This window comes from Cupriavidus sp. 05T42 (genome assembly GCF_056396345.1).
This window is the reverse complement of the sequence record NZ_JBFTLH010000015.1, coordinates 106,037-126,664: the sequence shown is the minus strand read 5'-3', so window position 1 is coordinate 126,664 and position 20,628 is coordinate 106,037. Positions and strand designations below refer to the sequence as shown.

The window sequence follows — 20,628 nt, the reverse complement described above, 5'->3', positions numbered from 1 at the left end:
AATGATGTAGCGCATATCTGTCTTCCTGAGGAGTGAGTGAGACTTGAGAATACGGCCCGCGGGCGTAGGGCCATTGTGCGCGGCCGGCGGAGGTGTCGTATATGCACGTCGACCCCGGTGACGCCCGCCGCTCGCCGAGGCGCTGGGCATCATCGGCTTGAAGCGGGGCATGGGCGTCCGGGCAGCGCCAACAGAGCATCAGCCTCAGTCTGAGGCCGGCGTGCTTGCCTCGGCGGGCTCGCCCGTCTTCCCATCCTTTCTATCCCATCCCCCACCCAGCGCCCGGAACAGCGAGACGCTGGCCGTCAGCTGGCGCCGGTGCACGGCTTCCAATGCGCGGGCGTCGGTCAGGGCGGTGGCCTGCGCCACGTTGACGTCCAGGTAGGCGGAGGCGCCCTTGCGGTAACGCTCGGTGGCCTGCTGCAAGGCGCGGTMGGATGCCGTGACGGCGGCCCGCTGGCTGGCGGCTTCCTCGTCGAGCAACCGCAGTGCCGCGTAGTTGTCTTCCACATCCTGCACGGCATTGAGCACGGTCTGGCGGTAATCCGCCGCGCTGGCGTCGAACTGGGTGCGGGCGCTGTCCACGCCGGCCTGGCGCTTGCCGCCATCGAAGATCGTCGCGGCCAGTGACGGGCCGACGGCCCAGAAGCGGCTCGGCGCCGTCAGCCATCCCGCCAGGCCGGAACTTTCCAGTCCGCCGTTCAGGTTCAGCATCAGCGTCGGGAAGAAGGCCGCGCGTGCCACGCCGATCTGCGCGTTGGCGGCGGCCACCCGGCGCTCCGCCGCTGCGATGTCCGGACGGCGTTGGAGCAGTGTGGCCGGCACGGCCGCCGGCGTGGCGGGCAGGGCGATGCTGGTCTCACCCGGATTCGACGTGGCCACCGGCAGGGTAAAGGTGCTCGCCGGCTCGCCCAGTAGCGTGGCCAGTGCATGCATCAGCTGCGTACGCGCCAGTTGCAGGTCGGTCAGCTGGGCGCGCGTGCCTTCCACGCGCGCCTTCGCCTGGGCGACATCGCTTTCCGCCGCAATGCCGCCCAGGTAGCGGTTGGTCACCAGTTGCAGCACCGATGCGTAGGCGTCCACGGTCTGCTGCAGCAGCGCCGCCTCGCGGTCGAGCKATCGGATGCCGAAGTAGTCGATGGCGGCTTCCGCCAACAGGCTCAGGCGGACGGCGGCCACATCGTCGGCGCTGGCCTGCAGGCGGGCCTTCGCGGCGTCGACGTTGTTGCCGATGCGGCCGAACAGGTCAGGTTCCCAGGTGGCACCGAGACCAATCAGGTGATCGGGCGTGGTCCTGCCGGCCAGCGAATGGCCCAGCACGTTGGCTGACAGGTGTGTACTCGTGACGCTGGCGGCGGCGCCGACGGTGGGGAAGTAGTCGGCGCGGGCGGCAGCCACCTGCGCGCGCGCATCGCGCAGCAGGGCCATGGACTTGAGCAGGCTCTGGTTCGAGACGTCAATGCGTGCCAGTAGGGCGTCGAGTGTGGCGTCATCGTAGGCGCGCCACCAGTCCGACGCGATGGCGTCCTGGTGCTGGACAGCCTCGGCTTCCTGATAGGTGGCCGGCAGCGGCATCGCCGGCACTTGGTACGGCTCGGTGGCGCATCCGGCCAGCCAGGCGCAGGCCAGCACGACGGCGGTGTGCCTGATGGAAGGCCTGGTGGTGCGCTTCGTGTCCCGCTTCATCTTCCGGTCGCCGCTCATGCCGCGTCCCCCTTGGCGGGGGCGGCCACGCGCACGGGCATGCCGGAGACGATGCCGTCGCCGGGGTTGACGACGACCCGGTCGTTCTCCTGCACGCCACTTAGTACCTCCACATGCGAACCGAAATCTCGACCGAGTGCGACCTGACGAATCGTCAGCTTGTTTTCAGCATCCACAACGGCCACCGCAGGGCCACTGGCGGGAAACATCAACGTATTGGCTGGCAGATCCAGGCCCGCATGGGCGCTGCCCACTTCCAGATGCACCTGGGCGTAGGTGCCGGGCAGGATACGGCCGTCCTGGCTGTCGACGTCAAGCTCCACGCGCAGGCTGCGCGTGATGGAGTTGATCGCACCGGCCGTGCGCGTAACGGTGGCGGGGTAGCGTTGTCCCGGCGCTTGCGGCAAAGTCAGCCAAGCGCGCGTGCCCGGCACCGTTGCCGCGCTGACATCCTGGGGGACCTGAGCATAGACGCGCAGCCGCGTGCCGGCCGAGATATGGAATAGTTCGCGGTCCTGGCTCGGTGCGCTACCCGCGTCAATCAGCGCCCCCGTATCGACATTGCGTGCGGTAATCACGCCATCAAACGGCGCGCGGATCTGCATGTAGCTGGCCAGTTGTGCCAGCCGCGAAGTATTTGAGCGTGCCGCGGCCAGCAAGGCCGCCTTGGCATGCATGTCGGCGACTTTCTGGTCGGTTTCCTGCTGCGCGACGGAGTTAGTCGCCTGCAGGTCCTGCCAGCGCTTGGCCGTGGTGCTGGCCAGCTGGTAGTTGGCGGCCGCTGTTGCTTCGTCGGCGCGAGCCTGGCGCAACTGGTCGGATACCTCGGGCGCATCAATCTCCGCTAGCAACTGGCCAGCCTTCACCGAGGTGCCGATGTCGGCGTACCAGCGCCGCAGATAGCCGTTGACGCGCGCATGGATGGCGGCATCGTCGTAGGCCTGGACATCGGCTGGCAGGGTGATATCGCGCACGGCTGCAGCATTTCGGGGGGACACCACACTGACGACAGGAATTTCCGCGCTTTTGGCGCGCAACTGCAAAGCGCCAAAGCTGTGCCAGCGTGGGAAGATCCCGGCAGTAAGGGCTGCTGCGACGCAAAGCCCCGATACCGCCAGTATGGCGAGGCGTGACCGGCTACGTGGCGCCGAGGCCGTAGTACGAGGTTTGCTATGTGTCATGCCAGGTCTTCTCGAAGCGTGGCGGAGTCGTCGACTCGGGTGCGGCCCGCCATCCAGTCATGCAGGGTGGCAAAGAACACTGGCACGAGTACCAGCGTTGCGGTTGTGCCAAATGCCAGGCCGCCAATCACGGTGCGACCGAGCGGCGCATTCTGCGCGCCCGCACCACTTGTCGCCAAAGCCATCGGCACCATGCCGAACAGCATGGCCAGCGCCGTCATCGCCACAGGGCGGAAGCGGCTGAAGCCAGCTTCCCATGCTGCATCCACGGCAGATTTTCCGCCTGCCATCCCTTCGCGCGCGTGGCTTATCACGAGGATGCTGTTAGCCGTCGCGATGCCAACGCAGATGATGGCCCCCGTGAGCGCGGGAACACTGATGGTGGTATCGGTCGCAAATAACATCCATGCCATGCCAGAGAGTGCTACGGGAAGTGCGCCAACGATGGCAAGTGGATCGAGCCACGACTGGAAGTTCACGACCATCAACAGGTAGACCAGCACGATGGCAGCAGCCAGGCCGGCCAGCAGGCCTGCAAACGATGCATGCATTGTCTGCACCTGGCCGCGGACAACGATGTCTGAGCCAGCCGGCAACTGATCGTGCGCCTTGCTGACGATACGCTGCACATCGTTGGCCACCGAACCCAAGTCGCGACCCCGTACTGCAGCGAACAGATCGAGTACTGGTTGCACGTTGTAATGCGAAACCACACCTTGCTGACTGGAGCGCGTGATGGTGCCGAACTGGCCAAGCTGCCCAGCGCCACCTTGCTGCACAGTGTCAGCGCCCAGGCCAAGTGGAATGCTCGACAGCGTTTGCAGCGAGTCCATTGCATACTGCGGCACCGATACGGCCACCTGATAACTGACGCCGTTCTTGGGGTCAAGCCAGAAGTTGGGCGCTGTTTGGCTGCTGCCGGACAGGGAGATCAGCAGGTTCTGCGCCACTTCGCGTTGGGACAGCCCCGCCTGCAGGGCACGTGTGCGGTCAACATTGAGACTCAGGGCAGGCTGGTCGCTCGGCTGTTGGAGGTGCAGGTCGGTCAGTCCGGGCACGCCTGCCAGGCTGCGCATCAGTTGATCGGCCACTTTGCGGTTGCCTTCCAGGTCTTTCCCGACTATTTGGATGTCGATAGGCGCAGGCAGGCCGAAATTGAGGATCTGGCTGACCATGTCGGCCGGCAGAAACGAAAAGCTGACCCCGGGAAAGTTCTTCCGCAGGGCCGCGTCGAGCTGTTMGACCAGCGCGCCAGAACGGCCGGCATCGGGCTTCAGCGACACCAGGATCTCCGCGTCGCCGGTGCCAATCGGCAGCGCAGAATCGTAGGTCAGGTTAATGCCGCTGACGGGCAGGCCAATGTCGTCGACGATGCCGGCCACGTGGGTGGGTCCGATGACCAGGCGGACCTCATTTTCCACTTCATCTACGATACGCGCCGTTTCCTCGATGCGCGTGCCGGTGCGTACCCGCATATGCAGTCGGATCTCGCTGCCTTCGATGGTGGGAAAGAAATCCTGGCCCAGGAACGGCACAAGCGTCATCGACACCAAAAAAACTAGCGCGAAGAACGAAACGGTACGGCGTGGCGCAGCCAGCGCAGCGCGCAGCAGGCGCGAATACGAAAGCCTCACCCGTTCGAATCTCGCGTCAAATCTCGTATGAACCGCGCTGAACCAGCTGGCCAGGCGTCCGCCCTTGGGCCGCTGCGCATTTTCGCCGCGCAGTAGATAGTGCGCCAGCGTGGGAATGAGCGTGCGGGAAAGGAAGTAGGACGCCATCATCGCAAACACCACTGATTCGGCCAGGGGCACGAACAGGTAGCGAGCGACGCCGCTGAGTAGGAACATCGGCAGGAACACGATGCAGATGCACATCGTGGACACCAGCGTGGGCAGTGCGATTTCTCCCGAACCGTCAAGGATGGCCTGCTCGAGTGGCTTGCCTGTCTCGCGATGATGGGCAATATTTTCGATTGCCACGGTGGCGTCATCTACGAGTACGCCCACGGCAAGCGCGAGCCCGCCCAGCGTCATGATGTTCAAGGTCTGCCCCAGCGCCGCCAGGGCGATGAGTGCTGCCAGTACCGATAGCGGAATCGTGATGGCAATGATCAGCGTGGCGCGCCAGCTACCCAGGAACAGCAGGATCATTGTGGCTGTCAGGCAGGCGGCCACCAGCGCCTCGTGCAGCACACCGTCGATCGCCGACAATACGAACACTGACTGGTMCGAGAGGGGTTGCACGTGGAGCGACTTCGGCAGTCCTGAAAGAATGTGCGGCAGCAGGGCCCGGATCTGCGAAACGACGGTCAGTGTTGAGGCACTGCCAGTCTTCTCGATTTCCAGCAGCGCGGCTCTCTTGCCGTCATGCCGCACCACATTGGTCTGGGGCGCGTAACCATCGTGGACCTGCGCCACGTCGCGAACATAGACCGTGCCGTTGGGGCCGCTGCGGACCGGCAAGTCGTTCAACGCGGCTACGGTCTGCGTACTGCCATTGAGATCTACCCGGTATTCCAGCGAGCCAATCTTGGCGGTGCCGCCAGGCAAAACCAAATTCTGCGCGTTGATCGCGCTCACGACATCGACTGGAGCCAGGCCGCGTGCCTGGAGTGCCGGTACATTAAGGTCCACCGTCACCTGGCGTACTTTGCCGCCGTAGGGAAGCGGCACTGACGCGCCCTCTACTGTGGCCAGTTGGGTGCGGATAAAGCTGTTGCCCAGGTMGTACAGTTCCTGCTCCGGCAGCGTGTCGCTGCCTAGCGCCAGGCGCAGGATTGGTACCGTAGAGGCGTTGTAGCTAAGGACAAGGGGTGGCGTGGCGCCCGGMGGCATCTGCTTGAGAATCGATTGCGCGCCGGCCGTGGCTTGAGCAATCGCCCGGTTGATGTCAGCGCCGGGGTGGAAGAAGACCTTGATGACGGCCACCCCCGGTAGCGACTGCGACTCGATGTGCTCGATATTGTCGACGTCGGTGGTCAGGGAACGCTCGTATTCCGTGACGATACGTTGCGCCATGTCTTCGGCAGACAAACCGTTGTAGCTCCAGACCACGCTGACCACCGGAATGTCGATCGACGGAAAAATGTCCGTAGGCATGCGCAGGATGGAAACCATCCCACCAAGCAACAGCAGAATGGCTAGCACAACGAAGGTATAGGGCCGGCGTAGTGCAAGCCTGACGATCCACATGTTCGTTTTCCTGGTTCACCTGTCCCGATTGAAGGCAAAGTGAGTCTAGAAAGAAATGGCCGCAGGACTATTTCGGAAACTGGCGGCGCTTTTCTGTTCGAACTGTCGAGATATGCAACTTTTGAAAAGCGCAACGTGCCGACGATGAGTGCGAGCCACCCGACCGGCAAGGCACATTGAGGTAAAGTTTCGTCCCGGCCGCGTCCATCCGACGCGGCCTTGCCGCCGCCGATCCGCGCGAGGTGTCGGAGTTCAACGACTACGTGCAGCCGAACGCCGCGCTGGACGCGGGCGATCTGGAGGCCAACAGCTTCCAGCATCAGCCGTACCTGGACAGCCAGGTCAAGCAGCGCGGCTACAAGATGGTCAGCGTGGGCTACACCTATATCTCGCCGCTGGGCGTGTACGCGCAGAAACTGAAGTCGCCGAAGGACCTGCCGCAGGGCGCCAAGGTGGCCGTGCCGAACGACCCGTCGAACGAGAACCGCGCGCTGCTTTTGCTCGCCGCACAGGGCGTGATCAAGCTGAAGCCGGGCGTGGGCACCAACGGCGTGAACGCTACGCCGCTGGACGTGGCCGAGAACCCCAAGAAGCTCAAGATCGTGGAACTGGACGCCGCCCAGCTGGCGCGCGCCCTGCCTGATGTGAGCGCCGCGGTGATCAACACCAACTACGCGCTCGCCGCCGGCCTCCAGCCGACCAAGGACGCCATCGCCATGGAAGACATCCGCAGCCCGTACGCGAACATTATCGTGGTGCGCACGCAGGACAAGGACAAGCCGTGGGTCAAGAAACTCGTGGCGGCGTACCAGTCGGAAGACGTGCGCCAGTTCATGAAGGAAAAGTACAAGGGCGCGATGGTGCCGTCGTTCTGATCGGCACTTCATCTATCCATACTCGATTTCCTTCGTTCGCCCTCGGCGGCGACGGCGCTAAGGTAGGGGTCGATCCAAACGGAGAACCACCAGTGGCTACCCCCCTCAAAGTCGTCGCCGTCAATGGCAGTGTCCACCAGCCCTCGCGCACGCGTGTGCTCGTGGAGGCACTGCTGGAAGCGCTGGAAGAACGGCTCGTGCTCGACACCCGCATCGTCGACCTGAGCGAGATTGCCCGCCCGCTGGGTGGCGCGCTGTCGCGCKAGGAACTGCCTGCCGAGATCGAGGCGCAACTGGCGGACATCGAGTCGGCAGACCTGCTGATCGCCGCCGCGCCGGTCTACCGGGGCTCGTTCCCGGGCCACTTCAAGCATCTGTTCGATCTGGTCGGGATGAACGCGCTGGTGGATACGCCGGTGCTGCTGGCCGCCACGGGCGGCAGTGACCGGCACGCACTGGTGCTGGAGCACCAGTTGCGCCCGCTGTTCGGCTTCCTGCAGGCGCTGACGCTCCCGATTGGCGTGTATGCCTCGACGGCTGATTTCGACGGCTATCAGGTCGGCAATGGCCCGCTGCAGGAACGCATCCGCCTCGCGGCKGATCGTGCGGCGCCGCTGTTCGCCAGCCACGCGCGCCAGTTGCTGCGCGTGGCCTGACCTGGCCTGATTTGGCCCGGCTCGGGTTCAGATTCCGAGAAGCTTCTTCGCCTCGCCGAGCGACTTCATCGAGGCGTCGTGATCGCCGGCCTTGTGCTGCGCTTCGCCGTCGGCGCGCAGCTTCTGGACCTTGGTCATGTCGGCCTGCGACAGCGCCGGCTTGGTCGCCAGTTTCGCGTCGATGGCCTTCATCTCATTGGGACAGTTATGCGCCAGCGCGGCACCGCTCGCGAAGAGCAGGCCCAGCGCCAGGGCGATGTGACGTGAAGTGCCCATGGCAGGCTCCTTCATACGGGGATGGGGAGCCTTCAGGATAGTGCACCGCGATCAGTCTGCAATGGCTGGCGGCAGCCGGCTGCCCACCCAGTCGCGCGCCTGCTCGTAGGCGGCGGCGAGTTGCAGCACGGCCAGGTCGTCGCGCGGGCGGCCAATCAGCTGCATGCCCATCGGCAACCCCTCCGCATTGAACCCCACCGGCACGCTGATGACTGGCGAGCCAGACAGCGTCCACGCCACCACCACCTCCATCCAGCGGTGATAGGTATCCATCTGCCGGCCGGCGATGGATGTCGGCCACGGCTGCTTCACATCGAACGGGAACACCTGCGCCGTAGGCACCGCCACATAGTCGAACGTGGCGAAGGTGCGTTGCAGCGCGTTGTACCAGGCCGAGCGCTCCGTGCTGGCGGTGTAGAGGTCGCTGGCGGTCTGGTTCAGCGCGCCTTCGATCTCCCAGATGGCCTCTGGCTTCAGCTGCGCGCGCGTGGCCGGGTTGCGGTAGAGCGTCATGCGGGCGTTGCCGACGAGGAAATGGCGATGGGTCAGCCAGGTCTGCCAGATTTTCTCGGGCGGATAAGGGGCGCCGATAGCTTCCACGCTGACGCCGAAATCCGGGAAGAAGCGCAGTGCCTGCTCGCACAGCGGCAGGATGCCGTCTTCCATCGGCAGGTAGCCGCCCCAGTCGCCCAGCCACGCCACGCGTTTGCCGTTCAGGTCGGCGCGCAGCACGTCCGTGACGTTCGCGGGCGTGAGCGAGGCCAGCACCGGGTCGGCTGGAAGCGCCTGCGGGGTGCGCGCGTCGGGGCCGGCCTGCGTGGCCAGCAGCAGGGCAAGGTCCGCCACCGTGCGTGCCATCGGGCCTTCGCAACCGAGCTGCGACAGGAACAGTTCCGGCGTGGGGCCGTAGGGCACGCGGCCCGCCGAGGGCCGGAAGCCGAATACGTTGCAGTAGCCGGCCGGGTTGCGCAGCGAGCCGCCGAAGTCGCTGCCATCCGCCACGGGCAGCATGCGCAGCGCCAGTGCCGCCGCCGCGCCGCCACTGCTGCCGCCCGCCGTGCGCGTGGCATCGTAGGGATTCAGCGTGGCGCCGTACACCGGGTTGAACGTCTGCGAGCCCAGCCCGAACTCGGGCGTGTTGGTCTTGCCGATCAGGATCGCCCCGGCGCGCCGCGCGCGCTCGACCACGATGGCATCGATCGTCGGCACATTGTCCTTGTAGATCGGCGAGCCGAACGTCGTGCGGATGCCGCGCGTCATCGCCAAATCCTTGGGCGCCTGCGGCATGCCGTGCATCCAGCCTGCGGAGCGGCCCGCCGCCAGCGCCTCGTCGGCCGCGGCGGCCTCGGCCATCAGCGCCGCTTCGTCCCGCATGGCCACGATGGCGTTGCTGCCCGGATTGACCTGCGCGATATGGGCCAGGTAGGCGGCCATGACCTGCCGGCACGACACCTCGCCCCCGTGGATGGCCTGCGACAGCGCCCGCGCGGACAGCATGACGATGGGATCGGCGGCGTAAGGCATGGCGGGCTCGGTGTCAGCGTCAGAGTTGGGCGGCGTGATGCCGGATATGGTCGGCCATGAACGTCTGGATGAAGTAGTAGCCGTGGTCGTAGCCGGCGTGCCGTCGCAGCGTCAGCGGCTGGCCGGCGACCTTGCAGGCGGCCTCGAACGCTTCCGGATGCAGTTGCTCCTCGAGGAAGCGGTCGGCCAGACCCTGGTCGATCAGGATGCCGGCGGGGAAGGGCGGCGCGTCCTGCCCGGTCATCAGTTCGCTGGCGTCGTGCTCGGCCCAGCGCACCGGATCGTTGCCGAGGTAGCCGCTGAAGGCCTTGATGCCCCACGGGCATTTCATCGGCGCGGCAATCGGCGCGAAGGCGGACACCGAGCGGAAACGGTGCGGATAGCGCTGCGCCAGCACCAGCGCCCCGTGGCCGCCCATCGAATGGCCGAAGATGCCCACGCGCGCGGCATCGCCGGGCAATTCGGTGGTGGCGATGGCGAACAGCTCGCTCGCCACGTAGCTCTCCATATGCCAGTGCATGTGCCACGGCGCCTCGACGGCATCCACGTAGAACCCCGCCCCCACGCCGAAGTCCCACGAATCGGCCTCGCCCGGCGCGTTGGCGCCGCGCGGGCTGGTATCGGGCGAGATCAGCATCATGCCGTGCTCGGCGGCGTAGCGCTGGGCGTCGGCCTTGATCGGGAACGTTTCCTCGGTGCAGGTCAGCCCGGCCAGGTAGAACAGCGCCGGCACGCGCGTGGTGCCCGTGCCCAGCGCTTCCTTCGGCAGGAACACCGAGAACCGCATCGGCAGCCCGATGGCGGCCGAGTGGTGCCGGTAGAAGCGCTGCACGCCGCCGTGGCAGCCATGCTCGGCGAGCAGTTCCAGGTCGGTCTGCATCAGTACAGCACCACCGAGCGGATCGATTCGCCGCGCTTCATCAGGTCGAAGCCTTCGTTGATGCGCTCCAGCGGCAGCGTGTGGGTGATCAGGTCGTCGATGTTGAGCTTGCCTTCCATGTACCAGTCGACGATCTTCGGCACGTCCGTGCGCCCGCGTGCGCCGCCGAATGCCGAACCCTTCCACTCGCGGCCCGTCACCAGCTGGAACGGGCGCGTCGAGATTTCCGCGCCGGCTTCCGCCACGCCGATGATGATCGACTTGCCCCAGCCCTTGTGGCAGCACTCCAGCGCCTGGCGCATGACCTGCGTGTTGCCGATGCACTCGAACGAGTAGTCGGCGCCGCCGTCGGTGAGCTGGACGATGTGGTCCACCACGTTCGGCACGTCCTTGGGGTTGACGAAGTGGGTCATGCCGAACTTGCGCGCCATCGCCTCTCGGCCCGGGTTCAGGTCCACGCCGATGATCTTGTCAGCGCCGACCATCTTGGCCGCCTGGATCACGTTCAGGCCGATGCCGCCGAGGCCGAACACCACTACGTTGGCACCGGCTTCCACCTTGGCCGTGAACAGCACGGCGCCCACGCCGGTCGTCACGCCGCAGCCGATGTAGCAGACCTTGTCGAACGGGGCATCCGGGCGGATCTTGGCCAGCGCGATCTCCGGCACCACGATGTGGTTGGCGAAGGTGGACGTGCCCATGTAGTGGAAGATCGGCTTGCCGTCGATCGAGAAGCGCGAAGTGCCATCCGGCATCAGCCCCTTGCCCTGCGTGGCGCGGATGGCCTGGCAGAGGTTGGTCTTGCGCGACAGGCAGAACTTGCACTGGCGGCATTCCGGCGTGTAGAGGGGAATCACGTGGTCGCCCGGCTTGAGCGAGGTCACGCCGGGGCCGACGTCGGTGACGATGCCGGCGCCCTCATGGCCCAGGATGGCCGGGAAGATGCCTTCCGGATCGGCGCCCGAGAGCGTGTAGTAGTCGGTATGGCAGATGCCGGTGGCCTTGATTTCCACGAGCACCTCGCCGGCGCGCGGGCCGTCCAGGTCGACATCTTCGATGGTCAGCGGGGCGCCGGCTTTCCAGGCGATGGCGGCTTTGGTCTTCATGGGGGGCTCCTAGGCAAGCGTGTGGGGGCGGCGCGCGTGGCGCGCGAACAGGCCACGACTATACGGCCATCGGCGGCGCGMGGCCAGACGGATGCTCGATTATCGGCCGCCCGGCGCGCCGCGCGCGAGCACCGTGGACGCCTCCCCGGCGGGTGTCAGCTGGCCTTCGTGCCGCCGACCCAGCCACCAGCCCAGCCAGGCCCACGCGATGGCCAGCACCGCGCCGGCCAGCGCCACGGAGGCGGGATGGCCGGAGATGGCGTCGATGGCGGTGCGCACCCAGGCGCTCACCGCGTCGCCCGCGCGATACACCGCCGTGTCGATGACGTTCTTGGCCTTGTACTTGGTTTCCGGGTCCACCACGGTGAACAGCATCTCGCGCCCGGGGCGCAGCAGCGCGTACTCGCCCACGCGCCGCACGATCATCGCGCCGGCCAGCACCGCGAAGGTCGGCCAGACCGCCAGCGCCAGGAAGCCGAGGGTCACCAGCACAGGCACCCCGGTCAGCAGCGCGGTCACGCCGTAGCGCCGCGCCACGCGGCCCGAAAAGAACAGCTGGATCACGATGGTCAGCGCCTGCACCGTGGCATCGAGCGCGCTGAAGACTTGTGTCTGCTGCGCGCGCGACGGATACGCGGCGGCCACCAGCTTGGCCTGCTCGAAGTACAGGAAGGTGCTCGCCGTGGCGAGCAGGATCACGAACACGCTGATGCCGAGCAGGTAGCGCGAGCGCGCCACGAGCACCAGCCCCGCCCACAGCCCGCCACCGACCGGCTCGGCCGGGTCCTGCCCCGCACCCGTGCTGCCCACACCGGCCATCCCTGCCCCCGAGCGGCGTCGCCAGCCGAACAGGAAACCCACGCCGKGCAGCGTGGCGGCCAGCAGCGCCGCCGACAGCACCATCAGCCCCGTCAGCCCGATGCTTCCCACCAGCCAGCCGCCCAGCAGCGGACCCGCCAGCCCGCCGGCGCTGGCGCCCGCCGCCAGCAGCGCGAACAGCCGCTTGGCCTGATCGGGACGGAACACGTCGGCCATCAGGCTCCACGCCACCGACACCACGAACAGGTTGAAGACCGAGAGCCAGACATAGAACACGCGCGCCAGCCACACGTTGTCCGGCATCGCCCGCGTGGCAAAGGCAAAGCCAAGCAGGTTGGCGATGAAGAATGCGTAGACCCACGGCACGAAGCGTCGACGGGGCAGCCACTTGCAGCAGGCGCCGTAGAACGGGATGGCCACCAGCATCACCACGAAGGTGGCGGTGAACAGCCATTGCAGGTTCTGCACGCCGCCGGCGATGCCCATGGTCTCGCGCACGGGGCGCAGCATGAAGTAGCTGGCGAACAGGCAGAAGAAGAACAGGAAGCCCGCCACCACGGCGGGGGCTTCGCCGGGGCGCATGCCGAGGCCGCGTTGCAGCGGACGGGCCGCGTCAGGCTGGGGCAGGGGCGGGGGCGTAGCCATGGCCGGCGCTCAGGCCAGCGCGGCGGCAATGCGGGCCCGCTCGCGCGTATCGGGCATGCGGCCGAACGCCGCGCCGAGGTTGTCGGCCATATTGCGCGGCTTGGAGGTGGCCGGGATGGCCGCCGTCACCGCCGGGTGGCTGACCACGAACTTCAGGAACAGCTGTCCCCAGGTGGTGCAGTCCACCTCGCCGGCCCAGTCGGGCACCGGCTTGCCTTTCACCGCGCTGAATAGCCGCCCATCCTGGAACGGCCGGTTGACCAGCACCGCCACGCCGCGCTCCTCGCACAGCGGCAGCAGCGTCTTCTCGGCGTTGCGCTCGCMCAGCGAGTAGTTGATCTGGAGGAAATCCATCTTTTCCTGCCGCAGGATCTGCGCCAGGGTGTCGTGCGAGTCTTCCCGATAGTGGGTGATGCCGATATAGCGGGTCTTGCCGGCTTCCTTCTGCTGGCGCAGCCAGCGCAGGTTGTTCTGCCAGTCGATCAGGTTATGCACCTGCAGCAAATCCACGCTGTCGACGTGGAGATCGGACAGCGACCGGGCGAACTGCGCCGGCACCTGCGCCACGCTGGTAGAGACCTTGGTCGCCAGGAACACCCGMTGGCGGGCCTTGGCGGCTTGCAGGAGGTCGCCGGTGACGGCTTCCGCGCTGCCGTAGCTGGGCGCGGTGTCCACCACGGCGCCGGGAATGCGCTGCAGCAACAGCGCCATGACCTCGGTGAGCGGGGTGCGTTCGTCAGCGCCGGTGCCCACGTTGAAGGTATCGGCCGTGCCCATGCCGATGACCGGCAACTGCACATTGGTGCCCGGGATCTTGCGCCGCATCGGCGCCTCCATGGTGGCGGCATGAGCGGCTGCATGAGCGGCTGCATGAGCGGCGGCCAGGGCAGGGGTGGCCGGYAAGGCGGCCAGCGCGGCGGAAAGTCCCAGGAAGGTGCGGCGGTCGATCGGCATGGCAATGTCCCTCGCGGTCGGGTTTCAGGACGTTAGCGCGTGGCCGGGGCGATGTAAACCAGACAACAGGCCAACATCGGGCACGGGCGGGTGGGGCCCGATTGCAAAAAAGCGGCGCACACTGAACAATCCGGCGGCAACCCTGAAAACGGAGGACGACCCCGGTGATCGCGAGTTTCCTTGGCGTGCTGTTCGACGGCCTGGCGTACGGCAGCCTGCTGTTCCTGATCAGCATTGGCCTGTCCGTGACCATGGGGCTGATGAACTTCGTCAACCTGGCCCATGGCGCCTTTGCCATGCTCGGCGGCTATGTGGCCGTGGTGCTGATGAACCGCGCCGGCGTGCCGTTCCTGGCGGCGCTGCCGCTGGCCTTCCTGGGCGCGGCGGCGGTGGGCTGGCTGCTCGAGCGCACGCTCTATCGGCGCCTGTACCGGGCCAGCCACCTCGACCAGGTGCTGTTTTCCATCGGCCTGACCTTCATGGCGATGGCCGGCGCCACGTGGCTGTTCGGCCCCGGCCAGCAGCCGGTGGCGCTGCCCGAGTTCCTGATCGGGCAGGTGCAGGTGGCCGGGATCGACCTGGGCGCCTATCGGCTGTTCCTGATCGGTGTGGTGGTGGTGATCACGCTGGCGCTGGGGTGGCTGGTGGCGCGCACGCGCTTCGGGGCGCAGGTACGGGCTGCCGTCGATCACCAGCAGGCCGCGCGCGGTCTCGGCATCAACGTGGAGCGGGTGTTCAGCCTGACGTTCGCGCTCGGCTCGGGGCTGGCCGGCCTTGGCGGCGGACTGGGCATCGACGTGCTCGGGCTCGATCCCGCCTTCCCGCTCAAATACATGGTGTATTTCCTGCTGGTAGTGGCCGTGGGCGGCGCCGGCTCCATCCGCGGCTCGCTGCTCGCGGCGATCGTGCTTGGCGTGGCGGACGTAGCCGGCAAGTACTACGTGCCGGCGGTGGGCGCGTTCGTGATCTACGCGATGATGGTCGTGCTGCTGGTGGCCTTCCCGGCCGGCCTGTTCGGGAGGCGCGCATGAAATCCGTCCTGCGTACCGATCAAGCCGTCCAGCCGGCGGCGGCCCAGCGCCACCGCCTGCCCGATGGCCGCTGGCATCCGGCCGAAATCGTCTTCTGGCTCGCCCCGGTGGCGGTGTTCTTTCTCCTGCCCGACTACCTGATCCTCGGCAGCCAGATCCTGATTACCGGCCTGTTCGCGCTGTCGCTGGACCTGATCCTCGGCTATGCCKGCATCGTCTCGCTCGGCCACGCGGCCTTCTTCGGGCTGGGCGCCTATACGGCGGGCCTGCTGGGCGCGCACGGCTGGGGCGAGCCGATTTCCGGCCTGCTGGCCGCCGGCGCCGTGGCCGGGCTGGCGGGCTGGCTGTGCAGCTTCCTGGTGGTGCGCGGCGGCGACCTGACCCGGCTGATGGTCACGCTCGGCATCGGCCTGATGCTGTTCGAGGCCGCCAACAAGGCCGCTTTCCTGACCGGCGGGGTCGATGGGCTGTCCGGCGTGACCATGGGCAAGGTGCTCGGGCTGTTCGAATTCGACCTGTTCGGCAAGACGGCCTATCTATATAGCCTCGTGGTGACCTTCCTGCTGTTCTTGACGGTGCGCCGGATCGTGGCGTCGCCGTTCGGGCTGTCGCTGCGCGGCGTGCGCGAGGGCGTGCGGCGCATGCCGGCGCTGGGCGCCAACGTGCCGCGCCGGCTCGGGGCGGTGTTCGCGGTGTCGGCGGCGGTGGCCGGGGTGGCCGGCGGACTGCTGGCCCAGACCACGCAGTTCGTCGGGCTCGATGTGCTGGGCTTCCCGCGATCGGCCGAGCTGCTGGTCATGCTGGTGCTCGGCGGCACGGGCCGGCTCTACGGCGCGCTGGTCGGCGCGGCGCTGTTCATGATGGCGCAGGACGTGCTGGCGGGCATCAACCCGGTCTACTGGCAGTTCTGGATCGGCCTGCTGCTGGTGCTGATGGTGCTGTTCGCCAAGGGTGGGGTGATGGGCGCGGCCAGCGCCATTGCGGGCCGGCTGCGGCGCGGCCGGGGGGAAGCACCATGACGGCCACGCTCCGCACGGCAGGGCTCGGCAAGTCCTGGGGCGCCTTCGCCGCCAATAGCGACATCTCGCTCAGTTTCGCGCCGGGCGCGCGCCACGCGCTGATCGGGCCGAACGGCGCCGGCAAGACCACCTTCATCAACCTGCTGACCGGGGCGCTGCCGCCATCGGCAGGGCGGATCTGGCTGGGCGACCGCGATATCACGGCGCTGCCCCAACATGCGCGCGTGCGGCTCGGCATGACGCGCACGTTCCAGATCAACACGCTGTTCCCGGGGCTGACGGTGCTCGAATCCGTCGTGCTGGCGGTGGCCGAGCGCACCGGGGCCGCACGCATCTGGGCGCGCACGGTGGCTTCCCAGACGCCCCTCGTCGATGAGGCCATGGCGGTGCTGGCCATGCTGCGGCTGGACGCCGATGCTGACGTCGAGACCCGCCAGCTGCCCTACGGCAAGCAGCGGCTGCTGGAGATGGCGCTGGCGCTGGCCACGCGGCCGTCGATCCTGCTGCTGGACGAACCCGCCGCCGGCATTCCCACGGGCGAGAGCGCGGAGCTGTTCGCGGTCATCGCCGGGCTGCCGCGCGACATCACGATCGTCTTTATCGAGCACGACATGGATCTGGTGTTCCGCTTCGCCGAGCGCATCACGGTGCTGGTGGCGGGCCGCGTGTTGACCGAGGGCACGCCGGCCGAGATTGCCGCCGATCCGCGTGTGCGCGAGGTGTATCTGGGGGAGGCCGCCCATGACTGAACTGCTGCGGATGGAGGGCGTCAGCGCGGGCTATGGCGACGCGCTGGTGCTGGACGGCATCGACCTGACGCTCTCCGCCGGCGACAGCCTGGCGCTGCTGGGCCGCAACGGCGTGGGCAAGACCACGCTGCTGGCTACGCTGATGGGCTTCACGCGGCTGCGCGGCGGGCGCCTGCACTGGCAGGGGCGCGACCTCGCCCGCGTGCCGCCGCACCGGCGCGCGCAAGGTGGCATCGGCTGGGTGCCGCAGGAGCGCTGGGTGTTTCCGTCGCTGACCGTGGCGGAGCACCTGAGCGCCGTGGCACGCCCCGGGCCGTGGGACATCCCCCGCGTTTTTCAGGTCTTTCCGAGGCTCGAGGAGCGCCGGAAGAACCTCGGCAACCGGTTGTCGGGCGGGGAACAGCAGATGCTGGCGATGGCGCGCGCGCTGATGGTCAATCCTTCACTGCTGCTGCTCGATGAGCCGATGGAAGGGCTGGCGCCGATCATCGTGCAGGAGCTGCGGCGAGTGATTGCCGGGCTGATCGCGGACAGCGGCATGGCGGTGATCGTGGTGGAACAGCACGCCCGGCTGGCGCTGGCGATGACGCAGCGCGCGATGGTGCTCGACCGGGGGCGCGTGGTGCACGCCGGCGAGAGCGCCGGGCTGCTTGCGGATCGTGCCCTGCTGGATCGGCTGGTGAGCGTGGCGGCGTAGGTGGTGGCGTAGGTGACGGCATAAGACGAGTCTGATTGCTTTTCAGAAACGTCTCATATCTCTGGGCGCGCTTCATTCCCAGAATGCATGGATCGACATCATCCGCTCAGACAGCAGGAGATCGCCATGCACAAACCGAAACCGTCTTCCCGGACATCCATTACACCCGGCATGCTMGGCACCCCGGGGTTCCCCGGGCCGATGGCGCCGTCGGCCCCGGCCCTGCGGCAACTGGAGCGCATTCAGGAAGCGCTCGGGGTGATGTCGGCGGCGCTGGATAACGCGGCCTCGCCGGACTTCGGCAACGCCGGCGCCGCGCTGATCATCCGGCTGATCCGGCGCGAGGCGGCGTCAGCCATCTCGGTGCTATCGCCGCCGAAGGAACGCTCCGGTCACGGCTTCAAGCCGCTGTAGAACGCCGCGAGGTTGGCGATGTCCTTGTCGGTCAGCGGTTTGGCCATCAGGTTCATCATCTCGTCCTTGCGCGCGCCGGTCTTGTAGTCCTTGAGCGCCTTCACGAGGTAGGTCTCGTTCTGGCCGGCCAGGTGCGGCGCCTCGGGCAGCTTCGACTTGCCGTCCAGGCCATGACAGGCCTGGCACTGCAGTGCGCGGGCCTTGCCGGCCTGGGCGTCTGCGGCCAGGGCAGGAGCCCCGGCCACGGCCATTGCCATCTCCAGCCAGGCGGCGATTGTCAGCGAACCGTGTCGCGTCACTTGGCCCCCGCGTAGGAGATGCGGTAGATCGCCCCGGCGTAGTCGTCGGACACCAGCAGCGAGCCGTCCTGCAACTGCTGCACGTCCACCGGGCGGCCCATGTACTCGCCGTTGGCCGTCAGCCAGCCTTCGGCGAAGACCTCGGTGGTGCCGACCGAGCCGTCGGCGTTGACCGGCGTGTACACGATGCGGGCGCCAATCGGCTTGGTGCGGTTCCAGGAGCCATGCTCGGCCGCGAACACGCCGTTCTGGTACTTGGCCGGGAACATCTTGCCGGTATAKAACGACATGCCGAGGTCGGCCGCGTGGGCGGCGTACTCCACCACCGGGAAGACGGCGTCTGCTGGCGGCTTGGCGTCCTTGTACTCGACCGTGCGGACCTTGCCGCCGCCGTACCACGGGAAGCCGAAGTTCTGGCCGCCCTTGGTGGCCCGGTTCAGCTCGCCGGGGGGCTGGTCGTCGCCCATGCCGTCCACCTGGTTGTCGGTGAACCAGAGCATCTTGTCGACCGGGCTGAAGTCCAGGCCCACGGAGTTACGCACGCCATGGGCATAGACCTCACGATTCTTGCCGTCCTGGTCGATCCGGATAATGCCGCCGACGCCGTTCTTGTCGAGCGTGGCCAGCTTGTCCTTGGGCGGCACGTTCCACGGCTGGCCGAGGGCCACGTAGAGCTTCTTGTCCGGGCCGATGCGGCAGGCGCGCGCGCCGTGGTTGAAGCTCTCGAACTCGGTCGGGACCAGCTTGCCCTGCGGCACGACCACGCCGACGGCCACGTCGGGGCCGCCCTCGCCGAAGAACTGGGCGGCCGGGAACGCCAGCACGCGGTTCTGCTCGGCCACGTAGAGGATGCCGTCGGGGGAGAAACAGACGCCGTTGGGCACCTTGAAGGCGACGGAACTGGCGAACTGCACCACGTCGTCCGCCACGCGGCGCTTGTTGCGGTCCGTCACCTGCCAGACCTTGGTCTTGCGCGTGCCGACGAAGACCACGCCCGTGGACGGCTCCACCGCCATGTGGCGGGCTTCGGGCACCACCGCGTACAACTCGATCTTGAAGCCCTGCGGCAGCTTGATMGTCTTGAGGTTCTCGCGGATGGCGTCGGCGCGCGTGCCGGTCTGTGGCACGGTTTCCGGCGTGGCGGTGCCGGTCGGCTTGAAGCTCTGGAGCTTCTGGAGGTTGTCGGGGGCGGCCATGGMAGGTGCCAGGGCCAGGAACATCGCGGCGGCGGCCGCGGAGGATATGGCAGTCCTGATMATTTTGTCGTCTCCGGAGTTCTTCTTGTGTGCATCAAACAGCTTAGGTCAAGAATCGGAACCCGCGTGATGCACTTTCTTGACGACGCAATAAAAGATTTTCAGGACGGCCGCCGCCGGGCAGGCTTACTTGCCGGAGTCCTTCACCCCGTCGAATTTGTCGAACTCGACGTTGTAGAGCTCCCCGTTGACCTTTTCCACCTTGCGGATGTAGACCGTCTGCACCACGTCGCGCGTGGCCGGGTCGATGGTGATGGCGCCGCGCGGGCTCTGGATCTTCATGCCCTTGAGCGCCGCCAGGAACTTGTCGCCGTCCGTGACGCCGTTGGTTCTCTTCAGGGCTTCGTAGATGGCGGCCATGCCGTCGAAGGCGGCCACGGCCATGAAGTTGGGCCGGCCGGCGCCCGGGTTGGCCTCGGCAAACGCCTTCAGGAACGCCTTGTTTTCCTTCGAATCATGGGCGGCGGAGTAGTGGAACGAGGTGATCACGCCCAGCGTGGCGTCGCCCATGGCCGGCAGCACGTGGTCGTCGGTCAGGTCGCCCGTGGCAATCACGCGGATGCCGGCGGCGGCCAGGCCGCGCTCCCGGAAGCCCTTCATGAAGGCCACGCCTTGCTCGCCGGCGGGCAGGAACAGGAACACGGCCTCCGGCTTGGCGTCCTTGATGCGCTGGATGAAGGGCGCGAACTCGGGGTTGCGCAGCGGCACGCGGATCGACTCGATAATCTGCCCGCCGCCGCCCAGGAAGTTGGTCTTGAACGCGGTTTCGGCGTCGATGCCGGGCGCGTAGTCCGCCACCAGCGTGACCACCTTGCGGATGTTGTTGCGCACCGCCCAGGTCGCCATCGGCGCCGAGATCTGCGGCAGCGTCATCGACACCCGTGCGATGTAGTTCGACTTGGTGGTGATGACGGAGGAGGCCGCGTTGAAGATCACCATCGGCTTTTTCGCCTGCTCGGCGATGGGCGCCACGGCCAGCGCCTCGGGCGTGAGGCCGAAGCCGGCCAGGATGTCCACCTTGTCGCGCACCACCAGTTCCTGGGCCAGGCGCTTGGCCACGTCCGGCACCGGGCCGGTGGTGTCCTTGAGGATGACTTCGATCTTGCGGCCGCCCACGGTGTCGCCGTGGAGCTTCTGCCAGGCCTTGACGCCGCCTTCCATCTGCTTGCCGTAGTCGGCAAAGCTGCCCGAGAACGGGGCGATCAGCCCGATCTTGACCGGATCGGCCGCAAAGCTGGAAGCGGGGAATGCCAGGACGGCGAGGGCGCCGCACGCCAGGACGGCGCGCCGCAGCGGGGTGAAGGTCATCGAAGTCTCCCGAAAAGTGCGGTACTAGGCGACCGCATCGA

18 protein-coding genes and 1 pseudogene are annotated in these 20,628 nt (G+C 67.1%); 7 read left to right on the top strand and 12 right to left on the bottom strand.

Going from position 1 to position 20,628, the window contains the following annotated elements; translation table 11 throughout:
• Nucleotides 1-204 precede the first annotated feature (204 nt).
• Genes AC1EJR_RS20015 through AC1EJR_RS20005 form a run of 3 tightly spaced genes read right to left on the bottom strand, consistent with a single transcriptional unit; the run spans nt 205 to nt 6,079 of the window.
• Nucleotides 205-1,686 carry an efflux transporter outer membrane subunit gene (locus tag AC1EJR_RS20015; protein WP_477147455.1) on the bottom strand — a complete coding sequence of 494 codons (1,482 nt, stop codon included), beginning with the start codon at nt 1,684-1,686 and terminating at the stop codon, nt 205-207.
• A gap of 14 nt (nt 1,687-1,700) precedes the next feature.
• Nucleotides 1,701-2,885, bottom strand: a complete 1,185-nt coding sequence (locus AC1EJR_RS20010; RefSeq protein WP_441593291.1) for an efflux RND transporter periplasmic adaptor subunit — start codon at nt 2,883-2,885, stop codon at nt 1,701-1,703.
• Nucleotides 2,882-6,079 carry an efflux RND transporter permease subunit gene (locus AC1EJR_RS20005; RefSeq protein ID WP_477147454.1) on the bottom strand — a complete coding sequence of 1,066 codons (3,198 nt, stop codon included), beginning with the start codon at nt 6,077-6,079 and terminating at the stop codon, nt 2,882-2,884. Before AC1EJR_RS20005 ends, AC1EJR_RS20010 begins: the two co-directional genes overlap by 4 nt.
• A 239-nt stretch (nt 6,080-6,318) precedes the next feature.
• On the opposite strand from AC1EJR_RS20005, the pseudogene AC1EJR_RS20000 reads away from it, so the two are divergent.
• Both AC1EJR_RS20000 and msuE read left to right on the top strand, forming a co-directional pair.
• A pseudogene (locus tag AC1EJR_RS20000) lies at nt 6,319-6,954 on the top strand (MetQ/NlpA family ABC transporter substrate-binding protein); the annotation flags it as partial.
• Between the two features lie 92 nt (nt 6,955-7,046).
• Nucleotides 7,047-7,610: an FMN reductase gene (gene msuE, locus AC1EJR_RS19995; protein ID WP_477147453.1), complete on the top strand. Its 564-nt coding sequence runs from the start codon at nt 7,047-7,049 to the stop codon at nt 7,608-7,610.
• Nucleotides 7,611-7,637: 27 nt separating this feature from the next.
• Here msuE and AC1EJR_RS19990 read toward each other — a convergent pair whose 3' ends face one another.
• The 6 genes from AC1EJR_RS19990 to AC1EJR_RS19965 form a co-directional block, all read right to left on the bottom strand.
• Nucleotides 7,638-7,886, bottom strand: coding sequence for a hypothetical protein (locus AC1EJR_RS19990; RefSeq protein WP_454757879.1), 249 nt, complete (start codon nt 7,884-7,886; stop codon nt 7,638-7,640).
• Between the two features lie 51 nt (nt 7,887-7,937).
• Nucleotides 7,938-9,410: an amidase gene (locus tag AC1EJR_RS19985; RefSeq protein WP_477108400.1), complete on the bottom strand. Its 1,473-nt coding sequence runs from the start codon at nt 9,408-9,410 to the stop codon at nt 7,938-7,940.
• Between the two features lie 19 nt (nt 9,411-9,429).
• Nucleotides 9,430-10,278, bottom strand: coding sequence for an S-formylglutathione hydrolase (gene fghA, locus AC1EJR_RS19980; RefSeq protein ID WP_092296873.1), 849 nt, complete (start codon nt 10,276-10,278; stop codon nt 9,430-9,432).
• Nucleotides 10,279-10,289: 11 nt separating this feature from the next.
• Entirely contained in the window at nt 10,290-11,396 is a 1,107-nt protein-coding gene (locus AC1EJR_RS19975) for an S-(hydroxymethyl)glutathione dehydrogenase/class III alcohol dehydrogenase (protein WP_092296751.1), read from the bottom strand.
• A gap of 99 nt (nt 11,397-11,495) precedes the next feature.
• Nucleotides 11,496-12,860: an NTP/NDP exchange transporter gene (locus AC1EJR_RS19970; RefSeq protein WP_477147452.1), complete on the bottom strand. Its 1,365-nt coding sequence runs from the start codon at nt 12,858-12,860 to the stop codon at nt 11,496-11,498.
• 9 nt (nt 12,861-12,869) lie between these two features.
• Nucleotides 12,870-13,814 (bottom strand): aldo/keto reductase, encoded by a 945-nt coding sequence (locus AC1EJR_RS19965; RefSeq protein WP_477147451.1) that lies wholly within the window; start codon nt 13,812-13,814, stop codon nt 12,870-12,872.
• A gap of 167 nt (nt 13,815-13,981) precedes the next feature.
• On the opposite strand from AC1EJR_RS19965, the gene AC1EJR_RS19960 reads away from it, so the two are divergent.
• The 5 genes from AC1EJR_RS19960 to AC1EJR_RS19940 all read left to right on the top strand — a co-directional run bounded on the left by AC1EJR_RS19960 (nt 13,982) and on the right by AC1EJR_RS19940 (nt 17,724).
• Entirely contained in the window at nt 13,982-14,845 is an 864-nt protein-coding gene (locus tag AC1EJR_RS19960; RefSeq protein ID WP_177219959.1) for a branched-chain amino acid ABC transporter permease, read from the top strand.
• Nucleotides 14,842-15,864, top strand: a complete 1,023-nt coding sequence (locus AC1EJR_RS19955) for a branched-chain amino acid ABC transporter permease (protein WP_477147450.1) — start codon at nt 14,842-14,844, stop codon at nt 15,862-15,864. The genes AC1EJR_RS19960 and AC1EJR_RS19955 overlap by 4 nt, the downstream gene beginning before the upstream one ends.
• Nucleotides 15,861-16,613, top strand: coding sequence for an ABC transporter ATP-binding protein (locus AC1EJR_RS19950; protein WP_092296737.1), 753 nt, complete (start codon nt 15,861-15,863; stop codon nt 16,611-16,613). Before AC1EJR_RS19955 ends, AC1EJR_RS19950 begins: the two co-directional genes overlap by 4 nt.
• Nucleotides 16,606-17,310: an ABC transporter ATP-binding protein gene (locus tag AC1EJR_RS19945; RefSeq protein ID WP_477113481.1), complete on the top strand. Its 705-nt coding sequence runs from the start codon at nt 16,606-16,608 to the stop codon at nt 17,308-17,310. Before AC1EJR_RS19950 ends, AC1EJR_RS19945 begins: the two co-directional genes overlap by 8 nt.
• A gap of 126 nt (nt 17,311-17,436) precedes the next feature.
• The gene (locus tag AC1EJR_RS19940; protein WP_143093916.1) at nt 17,437-17,724 is read left to right on the top strand and encodes a hypothetical protein; all 288 of its coding nucleotides are present in this window, start codon (nt 17,437-17,439) and stop codon (nt 17,722-17,724) included.
• Here AC1EJR_RS19940 and AC1EJR_RS19935 read toward each other — a convergent pair.
• The 3 genes from AC1EJR_RS19935 to AC1EJR_RS19925 all read right to left on the bottom strand — a co-directional run bounded on the left by AC1EJR_RS19935 (nt 17,703) and on the right by AC1EJR_RS19925 (nt 20,587).
• Nucleotides 17,703-18,023, bottom strand: coding sequence for a c-type cytochrome (locus tag AC1EJR_RS19935; RefSeq protein WP_441644983.1), 321 nt, complete (start codon nt 18,021-18,023; stop codon nt 17,703-17,705). The two genes, AC1EJR_RS19940 and AC1EJR_RS19935, sit on opposite strands and share 22 nt — an antisense overlap.
• Nucleotides 18,020-19,219 carry a PQQ-dependent sugar dehydrogenase gene (locus tag AC1EJR_RS19930; protein ID WP_477147449.1) on the bottom strand — a complete coding sequence of 400 codons (1,200 nt, stop codon included), beginning with the start codon at nt 19,217-19,219 and terminating at the stop codon, nt 18,020-18,022. The genes AC1EJR_RS19935 and AC1EJR_RS19930 overlap by 4 nt, the downstream gene beginning before the upstream one ends.
• Nucleotides 19,220-19,405: 186 nt before the next feature.
• Nucleotides 19,406-20,587, bottom strand: coding sequence for an ABC transporter substrate-binding protein (locus AC1EJR_RS19925; protein WP_092296722.1), 1,182 nt, complete (start codon nt 20,585-20,587; stop codon nt 19,406-19,408).
• Between the last annotated feature and the right edge of the window lie 41 nt (nt 20,588-20,628).

Excerpts from the sequence above, each read along its gene's own strand:
- AC1EJR_RS20010 (WP_441593291.1), bottom strand. The coding sequence starts at position 2,885 with ATGACACATAGCAAACCTCGTACTACGGCCTCGGCGCCACGTAGCCGG.
- AC1EJR_RS19990 (WP_454757879.1), bottom strand. The coding sequence starts at position 7,886 with ATGGGCACTTCACGTCACATCGCCCTGGCGCTGGGCCTGCTCTTCGCG.
- AC1EJR_RS19985 (WP_477108400.1), bottom strand. The coding sequence starts at position 9,410 with ATGCCTTACGCCGCCGATCCCATCGTCATGCTGTCCGCGCGGGCGCTG.
- AC1EJR_RS19975 (WP_092296751.1), bottom strand. The coding sequence starts at position 11,396 with ATGAAGACCAAAGCCGCCATCGCCTGGAAAGCCGGCGCCCCGCTGACC.
- AC1EJR_RS19950 (WP_092296737.1), top strand. The coding sequence starts at position 15,861 with ATGACGGCCACGCTCCGCACGGCAGGGCTCGGCAAGTCCTGGGGCGCC.
- AC1EJR_RS19945 (WP_477113481.1), top strand. The coding sequence starts at position 16,606 with ATGACTGAACTGCTGCGGATGGAGGGCGTCAGCGCGGGCTATGGCGAC.
- AC1EJR_RS19925 (WP_092296722.1), bottom strand. The coding sequence starts at position 20,587 with ATGACCTTCACCCCGCTGCGGCGCGCCGTCCTGGCGTGCGGCGCCCTC.